Genomic DNA, 16,258 nt, shown 5'->3' with positions numbered 1-16,258 from the left:
ACTCAGTGCCAACCCTTTTTTATTATTATTGCATTACTCTCAACCGCCAAACTCTAATGTCTCAGCTATATCAAGCGTTCTCATCTGCACTCGAAATTCATTCATCTTCTATCAATCGAATTGTTATCGCATTCAGTGGCGGTGTTGATTCACGAGTGTTGTTAGAGTTGACTGCTCGTTATGGTAAAGAGCAAGGCATTGAGTGCATTGCCGTTCATGTTCATCATGGCTTGAGCACCAACGCCGATGTTTGGGTAGAACAATGCCAGCAATGGTGTTTAGAGTCAGCTGTTAAGCTTTATGTCGAGCGAGTCTCTCTAGATACTTCAAGCAGTGAAAGCCTAGAAAAGCTTGCTCGAGATGCTCGTTATGGGGTGCTAAAAGCACACTTGAGTAAGGGCGACATTTTGCTTACCGGGCAGCATCAAGATGATCAGCTAGAGACGTTTTTGCTTGCGTTAAAGCGAGGCAGTGGACCTAAAGGTCTGTCTTCAATGGCAAAAGTGATGCCGATGGGTGAAGCATTTTTGGTTCGCCCCTTGCTTGGTGTTTCTCGTCAAGAGATAGAAGCGTTTGCCAGTCAAAGTGGGCTTGAATGGGTCGAAGATGAAAGTAATCAAGATCAGCGCTTCGACCGCAATTTCATTCGTCATGAGGTGACGCCTAAGCTGGTGGCGCGCTGGCCCTCTTTCCCTGACTCGGTTACTCGCAGTGCGCAATTATGTGCTGAGCAAGAATTACTGCTCGATGAATTGCTGGTTCCCAAATTGAACCAAGCACTTGGCCATTATCATAGTTTGAAAATTGAAAGCTTGTCAGAGTGTTCAAGCTTGATGCGCGCACGGCTATTAAGAATGTGGCTCGCTGAAAATGGTCTAGTTATGCCAAGTCAGAAGCAATTAGAACTGTTGTGGAGTGAGGTCGCTTGTGCACAGCAAGATGCAAATCCAGTTTTGGTGTTAGGTCATGCCGAAGTGCGACGCTTTGACAACAAGCTGTTTATTATCGAATCTCGATCTTCATTAGAATCTTGGCAAGCTGAGTTACAAGTGGGGCTGTCTCTGAAATTACCCGATAGTCTAGGTTCCCTATCATTAAGCGTCATCGGAAACGAGTATTCGAAAGAGACAAAAGGCGCGCTCAATTTCTCATTGTCCAATGCTTCTGGCCCATTAAAAGTGATATTTAATCCTGAAGGTTTAGTGGCTCACCCTGTGGGGCGAGGGCATAGCCGAAAAATGAAAAAGCTGTTCCAAGAATATAAGGTACCGAGTTGGCTACGCAGAAGAACACCGATACTCATGGATGGAGAGCATGTAGTAGCGGTGATGGGACTTTTTGTTGATAAGCGCTACCAAGGCCAAGATTGTGAAGCTGTCTGGAGCAAGTAAAAGAACTTTGTGGCACAATTTAAAGGCACTTATATCAATAATAATCAATGGAATAAGCAATGAAGAAGATAGCAGTAGGATTTGTCCTTGGACTGGGACTATTAAGTGGCAATGCTCTAGCAGGTGATGTTGCAGCAGGTCAGGCAAAAGCAGCAGTGTGTGCAGCTTGTCACGGTGCTGACGGTATTGCAGTGATCCCAGGTTACCCAAACCTGAAAGGTCAAAACGAGCAGTACCTTGTTACATCAATTAATGCTTACAAAAACAAGCAACGTAATGGCGGCCTTGCTGCTGTGATGCAGGCTCAGGCTGCAATGTTAAGCGATGCAGATATCGCGAACCTTGCGGCTTACTATGCAAGCCTAAAATAGTTTTACATGTGAATGTGATTTCTAAGCCAGTGCTTGTTAGCGCTGGCTTTTTTCATTGAATGTTTATGATAGCTATTCGATAATGGGCTATTCGTAGAGTTTAAGGGATGAACATGAAAAAGATTGAAGCCATTATCAAGCCATTCAAACTTGATGATGTACGTGAAGCACTGGCTGAAGTGGGTATTACGGGCATGACGGTATCTGAAGTAAAAGGCTTTGGACGTCAAAAAGGCCACACTGAGCTTTACCGTGGTGCAGAGTACATGGTTGATTTTCTTCCAAAAGTAAAACTAGAAATCGTAGTGACTGACGAAGTGGCGGATCAATGTGTTGATACCATCATCGAGACAGCACAGACCGGTAAAATCGGCGACGGTAAGATATTCATTACCGACGTTGAGCGTGTGGTTCGTATCCGCACTGGCGAAGAAGACGAAGACGCCGTTTAAAAAAACATTTACCCTAAAAGGAGCGATTATCGCTCCTTTTTCATTTTTTAGGGCGTGGTGTATGTTGAAGAAAATATTGCTTGGCTTTGTTGTTGGCTCTGCGCTTGTGTTTGCGAGCTTTAAATTGATTTTCAAGATTCCTACTCAACCCAATCTTGTTACTGATTCTCCTACCATCAGCAATGACGTTTATAGCTGCTATCAAAACTCAGCACCACAAGCGCTAGATGTCACCAATGGGTTGAACGTGACGGTATGGAATATCTACAAACAGAATCGTGATAACTGGCGCACTGCCCTTAACGCATTGACCAATGAGAGCCAGTTGGTACTGCTTCAAGAGGCGAGTATGAGCGAAGAGATGCAATCTTGGATCACCAGTGGCTTATGGGGTAGCAATCGCGTTAACGCCTTTGAGGCATTTAATAAAAGCGCTGGGGTGCTAAATCTTGCCTCACATCTCCCTATTGAGGCTTGCGCTTACACTCATGAAGAGCCTTGGTTACAGTTACCGAAATCGGCACTATGGTCGCGTTATCAATTGAGTAATGGGGAGCAGCTTGCGGTAGTGAACATTCACGCGGTCAACTTTACTCTGGGCACCGAAGACTATGTACAACAGCTATCGGCACTGACATCAATATTGCGAGAGTACCGTGGTCCAATTATCTTTGCTGGAGACTTTAACAGTTGGAGTGAAGCCCGCTTTGAGGCTTTACAGAAAGCTTTGAGTGAGGTTGGTTTAGCTGAGGTTACTTTTACACCAGATCATCGAACTCAGTTCGTGACTGGGTTAGTGCTGGACCATATCTTCTATCGCGGACTGACCGTAAGAAACGCAAAAGCGCCCGAATCGGACGCTTCTGATCATAACCCTATGCAGGTTACGTTTGATGTTCAGTAATCAGACTGAATTAAGACACTAGAATATACAGCGCCCAGATCAGGTAGTAGCCGACCCAAGGCAGTGCCGAGATTACCAGTGCTTGACCACGTTCAAACTCAGTCCAAGTGAGTACCGCTGCGTAACCGAGTACGATGTACCAAGGCAGCAACAGTGGGAATGAGCTTGCAAACTGTGACCAATCATTGGTTAGTGGCAGCTTAATCAGACCATTAATGCTGTTCAGGTCAGCAGCGTAGTTCATTACCTGACCATGCTTAAGCAGCAGGCTTGCGTAGCTAGCAATATCGCCGATCACGGCTGGGAAGGTGATCACTGCAGAGGCAGCAAACCATTTCCAGTAGCCGTGTTGATGCTGGCTTGGTTTGGTTGCTAGGTTGAACCAGAAAGCCAACATTGCAATAGTCAGCGTACGACCAAAGACATCACTGATGATTTCACTGGCAAGCAGTGTATTGCTATCAAGTAACTCCAATTGATCCGGGTTAGTTTGTGCAAGTTGGCGAGTCAACTCTGCACTTAACCAGGTGAAATCTACGTTAGAAAAATAGGCACCCCAAAATAGAAATGGGCTGAGCATTAAGACAACGTAGGGTTGCCACCCCCAGGCTCCTCGCTGATACAGCGCTAGGAAACACGCGGTTGGAGAACGGAAAATATCCAACAGCATTACGAGTGGGTTACTTGACGGGTTCATACACTTACCTTAGTTACATCAACATACAGCTTGAGCTTTTGGCCTGGCTGCAAGTACTTCTTGTTTTGCAAAGTGTTCCATTTTACAACATCCGAAGTTTTTACTTTGAACTTTGATGCAATACCGCTGACTGTGTCACCAGATTTTACGCTGTAGTAGACAGTTCGTATGATCGCGCCATCAGAACTGTTCTTCCAAATGACTAGATTTTGACCAATGCGTAGTGTGTCTCGTGGCCCCATGCCGTTCCATTTAGCAAGAGATTGATGAGAGACTTTGTTGGCACGTGCAATCGTCCATAGGCTATCGCCACTTTTTACAGTGTGGGTCAGTTTGTATTGGCCACGGCTTTTCGACTGTGTACTGGCCAAGCGGTTAGAGGCGCTCAGGGCATAGACTTTGTCATCTTTGGTTGATGATGGGATCATTAGGTGCTGACCGACGCGGATGTTGTTGTTGGACATGCCATTGGCACTGCGAATGACTTTGCTGGTGGTGTTGTAACGCTGAGCAAGTACGCTGATGCTATCGCCGGATTTCACCTTATAGCGGACCAGTTTCATGCCTTTACCCTTGTTCGCAGCCACTTCTTTGTTGAACTGTTCAACCGAATTGATTGGAAGAAGGAGTTGTTGGTGTTTCTCCGGCGCAGTTGCCCATTGGTTGTAAGCAGGGTTGTAACTTTGTAGTTCTTTTACTGGGATGCCCGCGTAGTTGGCCGCAATCGCCAGATCAAGCTGCTCTTGAGGGTTTACTAGCTTAAGAACGGGTTTGTTGGCAATAGGTGGAATATCGATGCCGTACTTTTCTTGGTTGGCAATCACATCTGCTAGAGCCAGCAGTTTTGGCACATAGCCACTGGTCTCTTTCGGAAGGTCGAGAGAGAAGAAATCTGTCGGCTTACCCAACTTCTTGTTCTTGCGGATCGCGCTATTTACGCGACCACCGCCGCTATTGTAAGCAGCAATAGCGTGGCTCCAATCACCATCAAAGCGCTTATTTAGTGATTCTAAGTACTCAAGAGCTGCATCAGTTGACGCTGCAACATCTCGGCGGCCGTCGTACCAGAAGTTTTGCTCCAGACCATAGTATTTACCGGTACCTGGGATGAATTGCCACAAACCGGCAGCACTACCATGAGAGTAGGCAAACGCGTCAAATGAGCTCTCTACGACCGGGAGTAGAGCAAGCTCAAGCGGTAGGCCTTTCTCTTCAATCTTTTCTGTGATCAAGTAGAGGAAAGGTTCAGCTCGTTTCGATACGGTTTTTAGGTGGTTAGGGTGCTTCAAATACCAAGTGCGGTAATAGTCGACTTTTTTGTGGTTAGGTACATCCATTTCAAGTTGCATCGCAATGCGTTTCCAAACATCTTGTTGTGTTTGTGGAGTAACGACAGGTGCTTCAACTTTCGGTTGTTCTTTTTCTGCTTTGGATACGGAAACTTCTGATTGAGAAATCTCTTTTGCAGGGGAGGTGTTGGTTTGCTCGGAAGCTTGGTCTTGATTATCTGGCTGAGTTAATTGGCAACCAGAAAGTAGTAATACCAAAGCCCAGCTGTACTTAACTCGCATGTTACAGCCTTTTTTTTAAACGGCTGCTGATAATACTTGTCACTCCCTATGAGTGACAAGTCTCTAATTGTTAAAATTCGTTCTTCCACGCACGTAGCGCTGTAAATACTGAAAGTGCATCCGTTTGCTCAGTTCGATTAGACACTGATTTAATTACACTTGGTTCGCTGTAGCGAAGGAATGGGTTGATCCACTTCTCTAAACGCAAATTTGTCGGAATGGTCGACTTATTTTGTGCGCGTAAACGGTTCACGTCGTCGCGGTACTGCTGAAGTTGCATATTGTCAGGTTCAACCGCAAGGGCAAACGCGATGTTAGCTGCTGTGTACTCATGGGCGCAGTAGACCTCAGTCTCTTGAGGCAGTGCAGTGATCTTATTTAAGGCGTCAAACATCTGCTTTGGCGTACCTTCCATGATACGACCACAACCAGCAGAGAAGAGTACATCACCACAGAATAACTTACCGTCGCCCACATAACCGATGTGGCCTGCAGTATGGCCACTTAAGCCAAGTACTAAGAACACTTCGCCGAACAGTTCTAACTGATCACCATCGTCGACTGGATGAGTTAGGGTTGGGATAGGCTCGTTTTTAGGGCCAACAACATCAATGGTTGGGAATTGTCTTACTAGCTCTGGAACGCCACCGATGTGATCGTTGTGGTGGTGCGTAATTAAGATTGCATCTAAAGTTAGCTCATGGCGCTCTAAGTATTCAAGCACTGGAGCCGCATCACCAGGATCGACAACAGCACAACGACGATCGCTATTTTCAATCAGCCAGATGTAATTGTCATTGAATGCAGGTATGCTTTTGATATGTAACATTATTGGTTCTCCAGTCACTTTTAGTGCGACAGAATAGTGAGACAGATTATTGATGAAGCCAGCACGCAGCCGTAAGAAATTTGAGCGACCTTATACTTGGGAACAATTACACAATGGCCCTTGGCTCCGCGAGTCTATTCAAACTCGTCTGGATGAATGGTGCCCTAAGCTGTTTGGCTATCATATGCTCAAGCTCGGCGGTCTCAGTTGCGAGATATCCAGCTGCACGTGCAATATTCAACATCAAGTAAATCTAGATATCCAGAACCCTTTACATAATGTGATTGCAGATGACTATAATTTGCCCTTTTTAGAGAAGAGCTTTGATGTTGTCGTCCTCAGTCATCAATTAGATTATAGCAATGACCCTCACCGGGTGTTGCGGGAAGTCGATAGAGTGATGATGGATGATGGTTATCTGATTGTCACTGGGTTCAATCCATTCAGCTTTACAGGGCTCGCAAGCTTATTGCCGTGGCGCAAGAACAGTCTACCTTGGAGCGGCAGAATGTACACGCCAAACCGAGTTAAAGATTGGTTAGGCGTCCTTAATTATCAAGTCATTCATTGCGATACCTATGCGTTATTCCCAATGAGCCGCTATCGCGCGTTTTGGACATGGCTTGAGAACAGCCTCGGCAGCTGTGCTTCGGTAGCGGGTAGCCAGTACTTTATTGTGGCGCGTAAACGCACATACCCAATTAAGCCGATTAAACCTCACTGGCACCTTAAGAGACGCTTTTCTCCTGTTGGTGCAAGCTTCAGAGCCGGAGTTCGCAGCACGTCTCTTGAGCCTTCTTCATTATCCAACGGCAATAAAAAAGCCGACTGATGGTCGGCTTTATTACGTTTACGTTTTGTTAGATCTTCGTGCGGTCAGCTAATGTTATTGGAATGAACGACTAATCGAGTTAACGAGCTTGTTCAAGAAGCTTAGCTCGCTTGGTAACCCGTATCTTCTTCAGTCGGGTTTTCTGCAGCTGTGCGCGCTAGCTCATCACACATCTCATTCTCACGATGACCCGCATGGCCTTTAACCCAGCGCCAGTCTACTTGATGACGTGCAGTCTCTTTATCGAGGAGCTGCCAGAGGTCGGCATTTTTTACCGGCTTTTTATCAGCAGTTTTCCAGTCGCGCTTCTTCCAATTGTGGATCCATTGGGTGATACCTTGACGAACGTATTGGCTGTCGGTAGTCAGGATAACAGCACAAGGCTCTTTTAAGGTTTGCAGAGCGACAACCGCAGCCATCATCTCCATGCGGTTATTCGTCGTTAACGAATAGCCCTTTGCGAGAGTTTTTTCAGTCTGCTTATAACGGAGTACAATCCCATAGCCGCCAGGGCCCGGATTTCCGAGACACGAACCATCAGTGAAAATTTCAACTTGTTTCGTCATGATTTGATACTATTACCTCAAGCACATTATCGGCATAGTCTGACACAGTTATCCTTATGAATACCAGTAACAATTCTGAACACCACTCAAACGCTGAAAATAAGCGTATTGTTGTACTCGATACCGAAACCACGGGTATGAACACCGAGGGTGGACCGCATTACCTAGGGCACCGCATTGTCGAGATCGGTGCAGTAGAGATCATTAACCGTAAACTGACTGGGCGTCATTTCCACGTCTATATCAAGCCCGATCGTGCGATTCAAGAAGAGGCGATTGGCGTTCATGGTATTACCGATGAGTTCTTGGTTGATAAACCTGAATACCAAGATGTTCATAAAGAGTTTCTCGAATTCATCAAAGACGCGGAACTAGTCGCGCACAACGCGCCCTTCGATACCGGCTTTATGGACTACGAGTTTGAGAGACTCGACCCAAGTATAGGCAAGACCGACGATTACTGTAAGGTCACCGATACCCTTGCTATGGCGAAGAAGATCTTCCCAGGTAAGCGGAATAATCTCGATATTCTCTGTGAACGATACGGTATTGATAACTCTCACCGAACGCTCCACGGGGCTTTGCTCGATGCGGAGATCCTAGCCGACGTTTACTTGTTAATGACAGGTGGGCAAACCTCACTGCAATTCAATGCGGGTCAGCAAGAAGGTGTAGCTGAAGGGATCCGTCGTGTCGAAAGTGGACGAAAATCGCTAAAGGTTTTGCGTGCAACGGCCGATGAATTAGAAGCGCATAAAAATCGTTTAGATCTCGTCGAGGAGAGTGGAAGCTGCCTCTGGCGTCAGTAGGGAGAGAGTATGTTTAAGGCATTGGCTTGGAGTTGCTTGTTACTTATTAGTATCGGTGTACAGGCGGCAACAGAGTCCTCAATTCGACTCTTGGATAACCGCTTTAGAGTAGATCCAAGTATTGAACAGATTACATTTGTTATCTATCGAGCCGACAATTCTCAACCTGTAGTATTGGTGCGTCCGGATGGTAAAAAATACTATTCGTGGCGCAACGCAGACAATGTTCGTTGGTACCAAGAGTCATCAATGGACATTGTCTCGATTGATCACCCTATGCCGGGGCCTTGGCAGGCTGTAGGGAAAGTCTCCCCAAAGAACAACATTAAGTTGCTTTCTCATCTGGTGCTTGATGCCAAGCAGTTCCCAGACAAACTTTATCAAACCGAGGTTCTGAAGTTCACGGCTCGTCTGACTTCCGATGGCAAGCCTCTAGTACTTCGTGATTTTTTGGATAGAGTCAATCTCAAGGTGACCTTTACTAAATATATCGAAAACGAAGATGCTTTGGTTCGAGAAGCTCGCCCTGTGCCTGTTGTCATGGGGGAATTTGCCGATAACGGTGAAGATCTTGATGAGGAAGCGGGCGATGGCGTATTCACTGTTGCGTTACCGATTGATATTGAACCGGGTAAGTATCGTGCTCGAATTACATCTGGAAACGGGGTATTCCTTCGAGCTCAAGAGCAGCAAGTTCTTGTTTATCCGTCACCGATCTCAACCACATTTATCCAGTCTCGCAAAGAGGGCTCACCGCACACGATTATTGTATCCGGCGAGCAGGGCATGATTGCACCAAGCTCGTTGGCCACTCATGTCGAGCACACTGCGCCAGACGAGTATGTCTCTTATCAGCAAGGACAAGCAGCGACTGACGGTATGAAAGTCTCGATGGAGGTTCCTTACGTTGGTGAACTGGGAATTTACTCTTGGTCTGGACGTGTATTTGCAACGGACGCTTCAAGCCAACGTCCGCTGATGTTCCCAATTAAACAACAAACCTACAGTGTCGTTGAAGATATTGATTTGGCGGAGTCTCGTCGCCTACAGGAAGAGGCTTTAGCTGAGCAAAAACGTATTGCGGCTGAGCAGCTGTTGTTGAAGCAGCGTGAAGAAGAGCGACAACGCAGCATGATCATTATCGGTGTTGGTAATGTTGTGGCTATTCTACTTGGCCTGCTGATTTGGTTTGTTGTTCGTAAAATTAGAGCCAAGAAGCAAGCACAGCCAGAGATGCAGTTATCGGTACCTAAGTCTTAGTCGTTACAAGCTTAAAGCTGTCTTTGATGTTATTACTGCAAGATAGCGTAGTGATCTTTTGATTGCCGCTATTGGGTGTTACTGTTTGTTAGCGCTCAAACCAGTTGAGCTGGTGGGGGATTCAACGCAGATTATTACCTCCTCTGATAGCTCTTCAATTTGCCAAAATTAAGTATAAAAAAACGGGACTCAATGAGTCCCGTTTTGCTTCTAATATCAACTGTTATAACTAGGCAACATTAACCCTACGCGACGTTATCAATCGATGTCTCTGGGTATTGAGGCTTTGCTGCTAGTTCCTCAGGAGCGAAGTCGTCAACGTTAATGGTGTACAGACGATGTTCTTCAGCACTCTTCAGTAGAGCAGCCTCTTCGTTAGTTAAGATACCTTTATCTAAACCAATCTCAGCCACTAGGTCTAAGCGTAGGAATGGACGTCGCTGACTCGTTTCTTTACACACTTTATCAAATAATGGCTCAGCCTCTAGAATCACTTCTAGCGCACGCTCAATCTTACCGACCGCGTTGTGTTCAGTTGGTGCAAGGAACTGTCCGCGACCAAGGCGAGAGCGAGTTGCGCTTGGAGTTTGGATGATTTGAGCCACTTGGCTATCTAGCTTGTCACTTGGAGCACGGCGAATACGGCCAAATGGCAACAAGATAACGCGCAGTAGACGACCGACAACTGGGTTAGGGAAGTTCGCTAGGAACTCATCAATAGCAACTTCTGTTTGACGAAGGCTGTCTTGCATACCCCAGTGAACCAAAGCCAGATCTTCTTTATTGCTTCCTTCACTTTCAAAGCGTTTTAGAGTCGCTGAGCCAAGGTATAGCTGACTCAAAATGTCACCTAGACGAGCAGATAAACGCTCTCTACGTTTCAGTGAACCACCCAGTACCGCCATCGAGATGTCAGACAGTAGTGCTAAGTTGGCACTGTAGCGATTCAGTTGCTGGTAGTAACGCTTAGTATCTTTATCTGCTGGTGTGCTTGAACCGCGACCATCAGTTAAACCAAACCATAGGCTGCGGACTAGGTTACTCATGGTGAAGCTAACGTGTCCTGCGAGTGCGCTATCGAACTTATCTAGTGCATCACTGCTTTCAGAGTAGGCAGCATTCATCTCTTCCAGTACATAAGGATGACAACGGATAGCACCTTGACCATAGATGATCATAGAGCGAGTTAGGATGTTGGCACCTTCTACGGTGATCGCAATTGGCGAACCTTGATAGCCACGTGCTAAGAAGTTCGATGGGCCTAAGCAGATACCTTTACCACCTACGATGTCCATTGCATCAATGATGCTGCGTTGGCCACGGTGAGTACAGTGGTACTTAACGATAGCTGAGATAACCGAAGGCTTTTCACCTAGGTCGATACCTGCAACGGTTAGATTGCTTGCCGCATCCATGACGTAGGCGTTACCCGCCAAGCGTGCCAACGGCTCTTCGACACCTTCCATACGACCGATAGGCTGTTTGAATTGGCGACGGATACGTGCATAAGCACCGGTTGCGAGAGCTGCCGTTTTCAGGCCACCTGTTGAGTTTGACGGTAGTGTGATACCACGTCCCACCGAAAGACACTCAACCAGCATACGCCAGCCTTGGCCTGCCATTTTCTGTCCACCGATGATGAAATCCATTGGCACGAATAGATCTTGAGCTTGAGTAGGGCCATTCTGGAACGGAACGTTCAACGGGAAATGACGGTTACCAATCTCAACACCCGGAAGGTCGGTTGGGATAAGTGCACAAGTAATGCCAAGGTCTTGTGTGTCACCGAGCAAGCCGTCAGGGTCACGCAGTTTGAATGCTAAGCCAAGAACCGTCGCCACAGGTGCTAGAGTGATGTAGCGCTTGTTCCATGTTAGGCGCATACCCAGTACTTCTTCACCTTGCCACTCTCCCTTACATACGATGCCGTAATCAGGAATTGAGCCAGCGTCTGAACCTGCCTCTGGGCTTGTCAGAGCGAAACAAGGGATCTCTTTACCTTCCGCTAGGCGAGGTAAGTAGTGATTCTTTTGCTCTTCAGTACCATAGTGCTGTAGCAATTCCCCCGGACCTAAAGAGTTAGGCACGCCTACGGTTGATGATAGAACGCTAGAAACACCAGTCAGCTTTTGTAGTACCAGTGATTGTGCGTAAGCTGAGAACTCTAAGCCACCGTATTTCTTCTTGATGATCATCGCGAAGAATTTTTCGTCTTTCAGATATTGCCAAACTTCTGGTGGCAGATCTGCAAGCTCATGAGTGACTTGGTAATCACTCACCATCTCGCACACAGTATTTACTGGGCCGTCTAAGAAAGCTTGTTCTTCTGCGGATAGTTTAGGGTCTGCGATATTCTGTAGCTTCTTCCAATCAGGCTTGCCTTTAAACAGCTCTGCTTCCCACCAAACTGTACCCGCTTCCAGTGCCTCTTTTTCTGTTTGAGACATCGCTGGTAGCACTTTCTTAAAAACGGTCAGTGCTTTTTGGCTAATGAGTGTTTGTCTAATTGCTGGAATAGCAAAAATAGCGACAGCAAGTAGGTAGCTCAGCCAACCCGTCATGCCGACATCCGCGGCGAAGGTCAGAGCAAACATAGTGGCAGTTAATGCCACGAGTGCACGAGTGATGGTGACTCGATGGTACAGGCAGACACCTAGTACGATGGTCATGCACAGTAGAGAGAGCAGTATGTTCATGATCGATTTCCTTTTCAGAGATCACTTATTGTTTTGGTTTAGGTAAGAGGTCTAACCAGTTAAGTGTAAACAAAGTATTAAATATTTGTAAAACTCTAATTTGAGCAAAAAGTGATCTCTGTAGAGTTAAAGTTCTAATTGTGAGAGGTGTGTGGTGAATAAATGTGCGAATTGAAACCAGAACAACAATAAAGGTGGCAATCTTGTGGCTTAACTGTCGACACTCTTAAATGTTTGTGGGTAAACTCAAGTAAAAGGGGGAAACAACCTCCATTCTCATTTCGCGTATGCTTAAGTGACGCACAAACATATAAGAGATAAGCCTTATGTACCAAGACCTAATCAAAAGTGAATTAAACGAAGCTGCTGAGGTTCTGAACAAGTTTTTAAGTGATGATCACAACATCGCGCAAATTGAAGCAGCCGCTAAGATGATTGCTGATTCTTTCAAACAAGAGGGTAAAGTACTTTCTTGTGGTAACGGTGGTTCACACTGTGACGCTATGCACTTTGCGGAAGAGCTAACAGGTCGCTACCGTGAAAACCGTCCAGGTTATGCAGGCATCGCTATTTCTGACCCAAGCCACCTTTCTTGCGTAAGCAACGACTTTGGTTATGATTTCGTTTTCTCTCGCTACGTTGAAGCGGTTGGCCGTAAGGGTGACGTGTTATTCGGTCTATCAACATCTGGTAACTCAGGAAACATCCTGAAAGCAATTGAAGCAGCGCAAGCGAAAGGCATGAAGACAATTGCTTTAACGGGTAAAGATGGCGGTAAAATGGCAGGCTGCGCGGATATTGAAATCCGAGTTCCGCACTTTGGCTACGCTGACCGTATCCAGGAAATTCATATCAAGATTATTCACATCATCATTCAACTTGTTGAAAAAGAGATGGAATAAAAAGTAACAATAGATTGGAGCTCTTTAAGTTGAGCTCCATGTTTGGTTGAAGAGGGAGTAGGTTTAACCATGTGTGAATTGCTCGGCATGAGCGCTAATGTGCCAACGGATATTTGTTTTAGTTTTACTGGCTTGATGCAACGTGGCGGTAAAACTGGCCCACACCGAGACGGCTGGGGCATTACCTTCTATGAAGGAAAAGGCTTTCGTACTTTTAAGGATCCGAATCCAAGCTGCGAGTCAAAGATCGCAGAGCTGGTTCAAAACTATCCAATTAAAAGCTGTGCTGTTGTCAGTCATATCCGTCAAGCAAATCGTGGTGGTGTTAACCTAGAAAATACTCATCCTTTTACTCGCGAGTTATGGGGTAAGTACTGGACCTTTGCTCACAATGGTCAGTTAACCGACTATGATGACCTTGAAAGCGGCCGTTTTCGCCCGGTTGGTCAGACAGACAGTGAGCTATCATTTTGTTGGCTACTAAAGCAGTTAGAAGACCGTTTTCCTGAGCCTCCTCAAGATATGATGGGGATGTTCCGCTTTGTTGCTGAGTGCTGTGACAAGCTGCGTGAAAAGGGCGTATTCAATATGCTGCTGAGTGATGGCGAGTATGTGATGACGTACTGTACCAATCACCTTTACTGGATCACACGGCGCGCCCCGTTTGGTAAAGCGAGCCTGATTGATGAAGATGTAGAGATCAATTTTCAGGAAGAGACCACGCCGAATGATGTGGTGAGTGTCGTCGCTACACAGCCATTAACGGATAATGAAGAGTGGGCGCGAATGAAACCTGGCGAGTTTGCACTGTTTCATTTCGGTGAGTTGATTGAGTCTAACCATCAAGCTTTGGTTGATGTGGCTTACGCTCCTAAAAAGGTGGCAAGCCAAGCTCCGACCGAACCCTTAGAGTAATCATTACACCAAGCTCCAAATAACAAAGGCCGCAATGCGGCCTTTTTAGTATTCGAATTAGCATGTTTTATTAGCTATGAGCACGTTTCTAGTCTTGTGCGTAGCCATGCTTGCCAAGCGTGTTTCCATCGAGTTCAGCACAACCCTCTTTCATTACCAGTCTATCATCACAGAACCACTGACACACCAATGGGTAGATTTGGTGCTCTTGTGTCAGTACTCTGCTTGCCAATTCGTCTGCATCATCCTCTGCAAAAACAGGCACCTTAGCTTGTAAGATCACAGGTCCACCGTCTAGCTCTTCCGTGACAAAGTGGACACTGGTTCCGTGCTCTTTATCTTTGGCATCAATGGCTCTTTGGTGTGTGTGTAGCCCTGGATACTTCGGCAGCAGTGAAGGGTGAATGTTGATCATTTTCCCTAAATAATGACGAACAAAATCAGCACTCAGAATACGCATATAGCCAGCGAGAACAATTAAGTCAGGTTGATAGGCATCGATCTGTTGCATTAGTTCGCGATCGAAAGCTTCTCTTGATTCGAATGATTTTGGATCAAGAGAGTGTGCTGGGACTTCTGAAGTACGTGCACGCTCTAAGCCATATGCCTCTGCTTTATTTGAGAAAACTGCTTTGATAGAAGCATTAATGTGCTGGTTCTGACAAGCATCAAGGATGGCTTGGAGGTTGCTTCCGCTTCCGGAGATCAAAACGACGATGTTTTTCTGAGGGGCATTATTTTTCATAGAGGTATCAAACGCGATGAGTGAGAGTAAATAACAATTTACCTACATATTCTAAGGTTTTCTGGGGCGTAAATAGCAGAATGAGGACCTAAAGTCCTCATTCTTAATCGTGCGAGCTAGCAATCAAGCTTAGTTGATTTCAACTTGCTCTTCACCTTCAGCGGCTTGTGCAATTTCACCAATCACCCAAGCGTTCTCGCCTTCAGCTTTTAGCAGCTCAACAGCCGCTTCAGCTTGCTCTTTTGGAAGAGCAACGACTAGGCCAACACCACAGTTGAAAGTGCGGTACATTTCAAATGTCTCCACGTTACCTTTCTCTTGTAGCCAGTTGAAGATAGCTGGCCATTCCCAGCTGTTGCCGTCGATGACTGCTTTTGTACCTTCTGGAAGTACGCGTGGGATATTTTCCCAGAAACCACCACCTGTGATGTGCGAGATAGCATGAATATCATGCTCTGCAATCATCTTAAGTGCTGACTTGATGTAAATCTTAGTTGGTTCTAGTAGGTGTTCACCAATGGTGCGACCTTCTAGCTCTTCGTTCTTATCTGCACCAGATACTTCTAGTACTTTACGAATCAGAGAGTAACCATTTGAATGTGGGCCGCTTGAGCCTACAGCGATAAGCGCATCGCCCGCCGCAACTTTAGTGCCGTCGATGATGTCTGCTTTTTCAACAACACCAACACAGAAACCAGCTACGTCGTAGTCTTCGCCTTCGTACATGCCAGGCATTTCAGCAGTTTCACCACCGATAAGCGCACAGCCTGATTGCACACAACCTTCAGCGATACCAGAAACTACGTCTGCTGCGGTATCAACGTCTAGCTTGCCTGTTGCGTAGTAGTCTAGGAAGAATAGAGGTTCTGCACCTTGAACGATTAGGTCGTTCACACACATTGCCACTAGGTCGATACCTATGGTGTCGTGTTTTTTCATATCCAAAGCAAGGCGAAGTTTAGTACCTACACCATCTGTACCAGAAACCAGTACGGGCTCTTTGTATTTAGTTGGTAGTTCACATAGGGCGCCAAAGCCACCAATGCCACCCATTACTTCTGGGCGACGAGTGCGTTTTACAGCACCTTTAATACGATCTACTAGTGCGTTACCTGCATCGATATCAACACCAGCGTCTTTGTAGCTTAGAGAAGAATTATTACCGCTCACGGGATAGTCCTCGGTCTTAAGTTGGATGTGAAAACGGCGCTATTCTAACAGGGCTTGCCAAATAAGAGCAAACGTTTGCGTAAATTTTTTGCCAAATAAACATACTGAAAATGTGATAAAAACGATGTATAATCTGTGGGTTTATTTA

Annotated in this window: 16 protein-coding genes; 9 read left to right on the top strand and 7 right to left on the bottom strand. The window is 46.1% G+C overall.

The window, feature by feature from the left end; all coding sequences use genetic code 11:
• Positions 1-56: 56 nt before the first annotated feature.
• The 4 genes from tilS (at position 57) to KI743_RS09310 (ending at position 3,118) form a co-directional block, all read left to right on the top strand.
• Entirely contained in the window at positions 57-1,391 is a 1,335-nt protein-coding gene (tilS, locus tag KI743_RS09325) for a tRNA lysidine(34) synthetase TilS (RefSeq protein ID WP_285466115.1), read from the top strand.
• A gap of 59 nt (positions 1,392-1,450) precedes the next feature.
• Positions 1,451-1,762, top strand: coding sequence for a cytochrome c (locus tag KI743_RS09320; RefSeq protein WP_032551714.1), 312 nt, complete (start codon positions 1,451-1,453; stop codon positions 1,760-1,762).
• Between the two features lie 113 nt (positions 1,763-1,875).
• Positions 1,876-2,214: a nitrogen regulatory protein P-II gene (glnB, locus tag KI743_RS09315; RefSeq protein WP_004738609.1), complete on the top strand. Its 339-nt coding sequence runs from the start codon at positions 1,876-1,878 to the stop codon at positions 2,212-2,214.
• A gap of 61 nt (positions 2,215-2,275) precedes the next feature.
• Positions 2,276-3,118, top strand: a complete 843-nt coding sequence (locus KI743_RS09310; RefSeq protein WP_285466113.1) for an endonuclease/exonuclease/phosphatase family protein — start codon at positions 2,276-2,278, stop codon at positions 3,116-3,118.
• Between the two features lie 10 nt (positions 3,119-3,128).
• Here the strand turns inward: KI743_RS09310 and KI743_RS09305 are convergent, their stop codons facing one another.
• The 3 genes from KI743_RS09305 to gloB all read right to left on the bottom strand — a co-directional run bounded on the left by KI743_RS09305 (position 3,129) and on the right by gloB (position 6,215).
• Entirely contained in the window at positions 3,129-3,815 is a 687-nt protein-coding gene (locus tag KI743_RS09305) for a YIP1 family protein (RefSeq protein ID WP_032551716.1), read from the bottom strand.
• Complete coding sequence (locus KI743_RS09300; RefSeq protein WP_150869116.1) at positions 3,812-5,386, bottom strand: LysM peptidoglycan-binding domain-containing protein; 1,575 nt, start codon at positions 5,384-5,386, stop codon at positions 3,812-3,814. The genes KI743_RS09305 and KI743_RS09300 overlap by 4 nt, the downstream gene beginning before the upstream one ends.
• A gap of 70 nt (positions 5,387-5,456) precedes the next feature.
• Entirely contained in the window at positions 5,457-6,215 is a 759-nt protein-coding gene (gene gloB / locus KI743_RS09295; RefSeq protein WP_150869115.1) for a hydroxyacylglutathione hydrolase, read from the bottom strand.
• Between the two features lie 52 nt (positions 6,216-6,267).
• On the opposite strand from gloB, the gene KI743_RS09290 reads away from it, so the two are divergent.
• Positions 6,268-7,047: a class I SAM-dependent methyltransferase gene (locus KI743_RS09290; protein ID WP_285466112.1), complete on the top strand. Its 780-nt coding sequence runs from the start codon at positions 6,268-6,270 to the stop codon at positions 7,045-7,047.
• A gap of 101 nt (positions 7,048-7,148) precedes the next feature.
• Here KI743_RS09290 and rnhA read toward each other — a convergent pair whose 3' ends face one another.
• The gene (rnhA, locus tag KI743_RS09285; protein ID WP_285466111.1) at positions 7,149-7,613 is read right to left on the bottom strand and encodes a ribonuclease HI; all 465 of its coding nucleotides are present in this window, start codon (positions 7,611-7,613) and stop codon (positions 7,149-7,151) included.
• Between the two features lie 56 nt (positions 7,614-7,669).
• Between rnhA and dnaQ the strand changes: the two genes are divergently transcribed.
• Both dnaQ and KI743_RS09275 read left to right on the top strand, forming a co-directional pair.
• Complete coding sequence (gene dnaQ / locus KI743_RS09280; protein WP_285466109.1) at positions 7,670-8,422, top strand: DNA polymerase III subunit epsilon; 753 nt, start codon at positions 7,670-7,672, stop codon at positions 8,420-8,422.
• Between the two features lie 9 nt (positions 8,423-8,431).
• A complete protein-coding gene (locus tag KI743_RS09275) occupies positions 8,432-9,682 on the top strand; it encodes a TIGR03503 family protein (protein ID WP_285466108.1) in 1,251 nt (416 codons plus the stop codon).
• Between the two features lie 245 nt (positions 9,683-9,927).
• Here the strand turns inward: KI743_RS09275 and fadE are convergent, their stop codons facing one another.
• Positions 9,928-12,378, bottom strand: coding sequence for an acyl-CoA dehydrogenase FadE (fadE, locus tag KI743_RS09270; protein ID WP_285466107.1), 2,451 nt, complete (start codon positions 12,376-12,378; stop codon positions 9,928-9,930).
• 326 nt (positions 12,379-12,704) lie between these two features.
• On the opposite strand from fadE, the gene lpcA reads away from it, so the two are divergent.
• Both lpcA and KI743_RS09260 read left to right on the top strand, forming a co-directional pair.
• On the top strand, positions 12,705-13,280 hold the full coding sequence (gene lpcA / locus KI743_RS09265; protein WP_032551724.1) for a D-sedoheptulose 7-phosphate isomerase: 576 nt from the start codon (positions 12,705-12,707) through the stop codon (positions 13,278-13,280).
• Positions 13,281-13,349: 69 nt separating this feature from the next.
• A complete protein-coding gene (locus tag KI743_RS09260; RefSeq protein WP_285466106.1) occupies positions 13,350-14,195 on the top strand; it encodes a class II glutamine amidotransferase in 846 nt (281 codons plus the stop codon).
• 88 nt (positions 14,196-14,283) lie between these two features.
• Here KI743_RS09260 and purN read toward each other — a convergent pair whose 3' ends face one another.
• Complete coding sequence (gene purN / locus KI743_RS09255; protein ID WP_032551726.1) at positions 14,284-14,940, bottom strand: phosphoribosylglycinamide formyltransferase; 657 nt, start codon at positions 14,938-14,940, stop codon at positions 14,284-14,286.
• A 129-nt stretch (positions 14,941-15,069) separates the two neighbouring features.
• On the bottom strand, positions 15,070-16,110 hold the full coding sequence (purM, locus tag KI743_RS09250) for a phosphoribosylformylglycinamidine cyclo-ligase (RefSeq protein WP_032551727.1): 1,041 nt from the start codon (positions 16,108-16,110) through the stop codon (positions 15,070-15,072).
• Positions 16,111-16,258 lie beyond the last annotated feature (148 nt).

Source organism: Vibrio sp. D420a, from assembly GCF_030248625.1.
Taxonomy (GTDB): domain Bacteria; phylum Pseudomonadota; class Gammaproteobacteria; order Enterobacterales; family Vibrionaceae; genus Vibrio; species Vibrio fortis_A.
The sequence above is the reverse complement of the archived record's forward strand: the minus strand, read 5'-3'. Positions and strand labels throughout refer to the sequence as shown.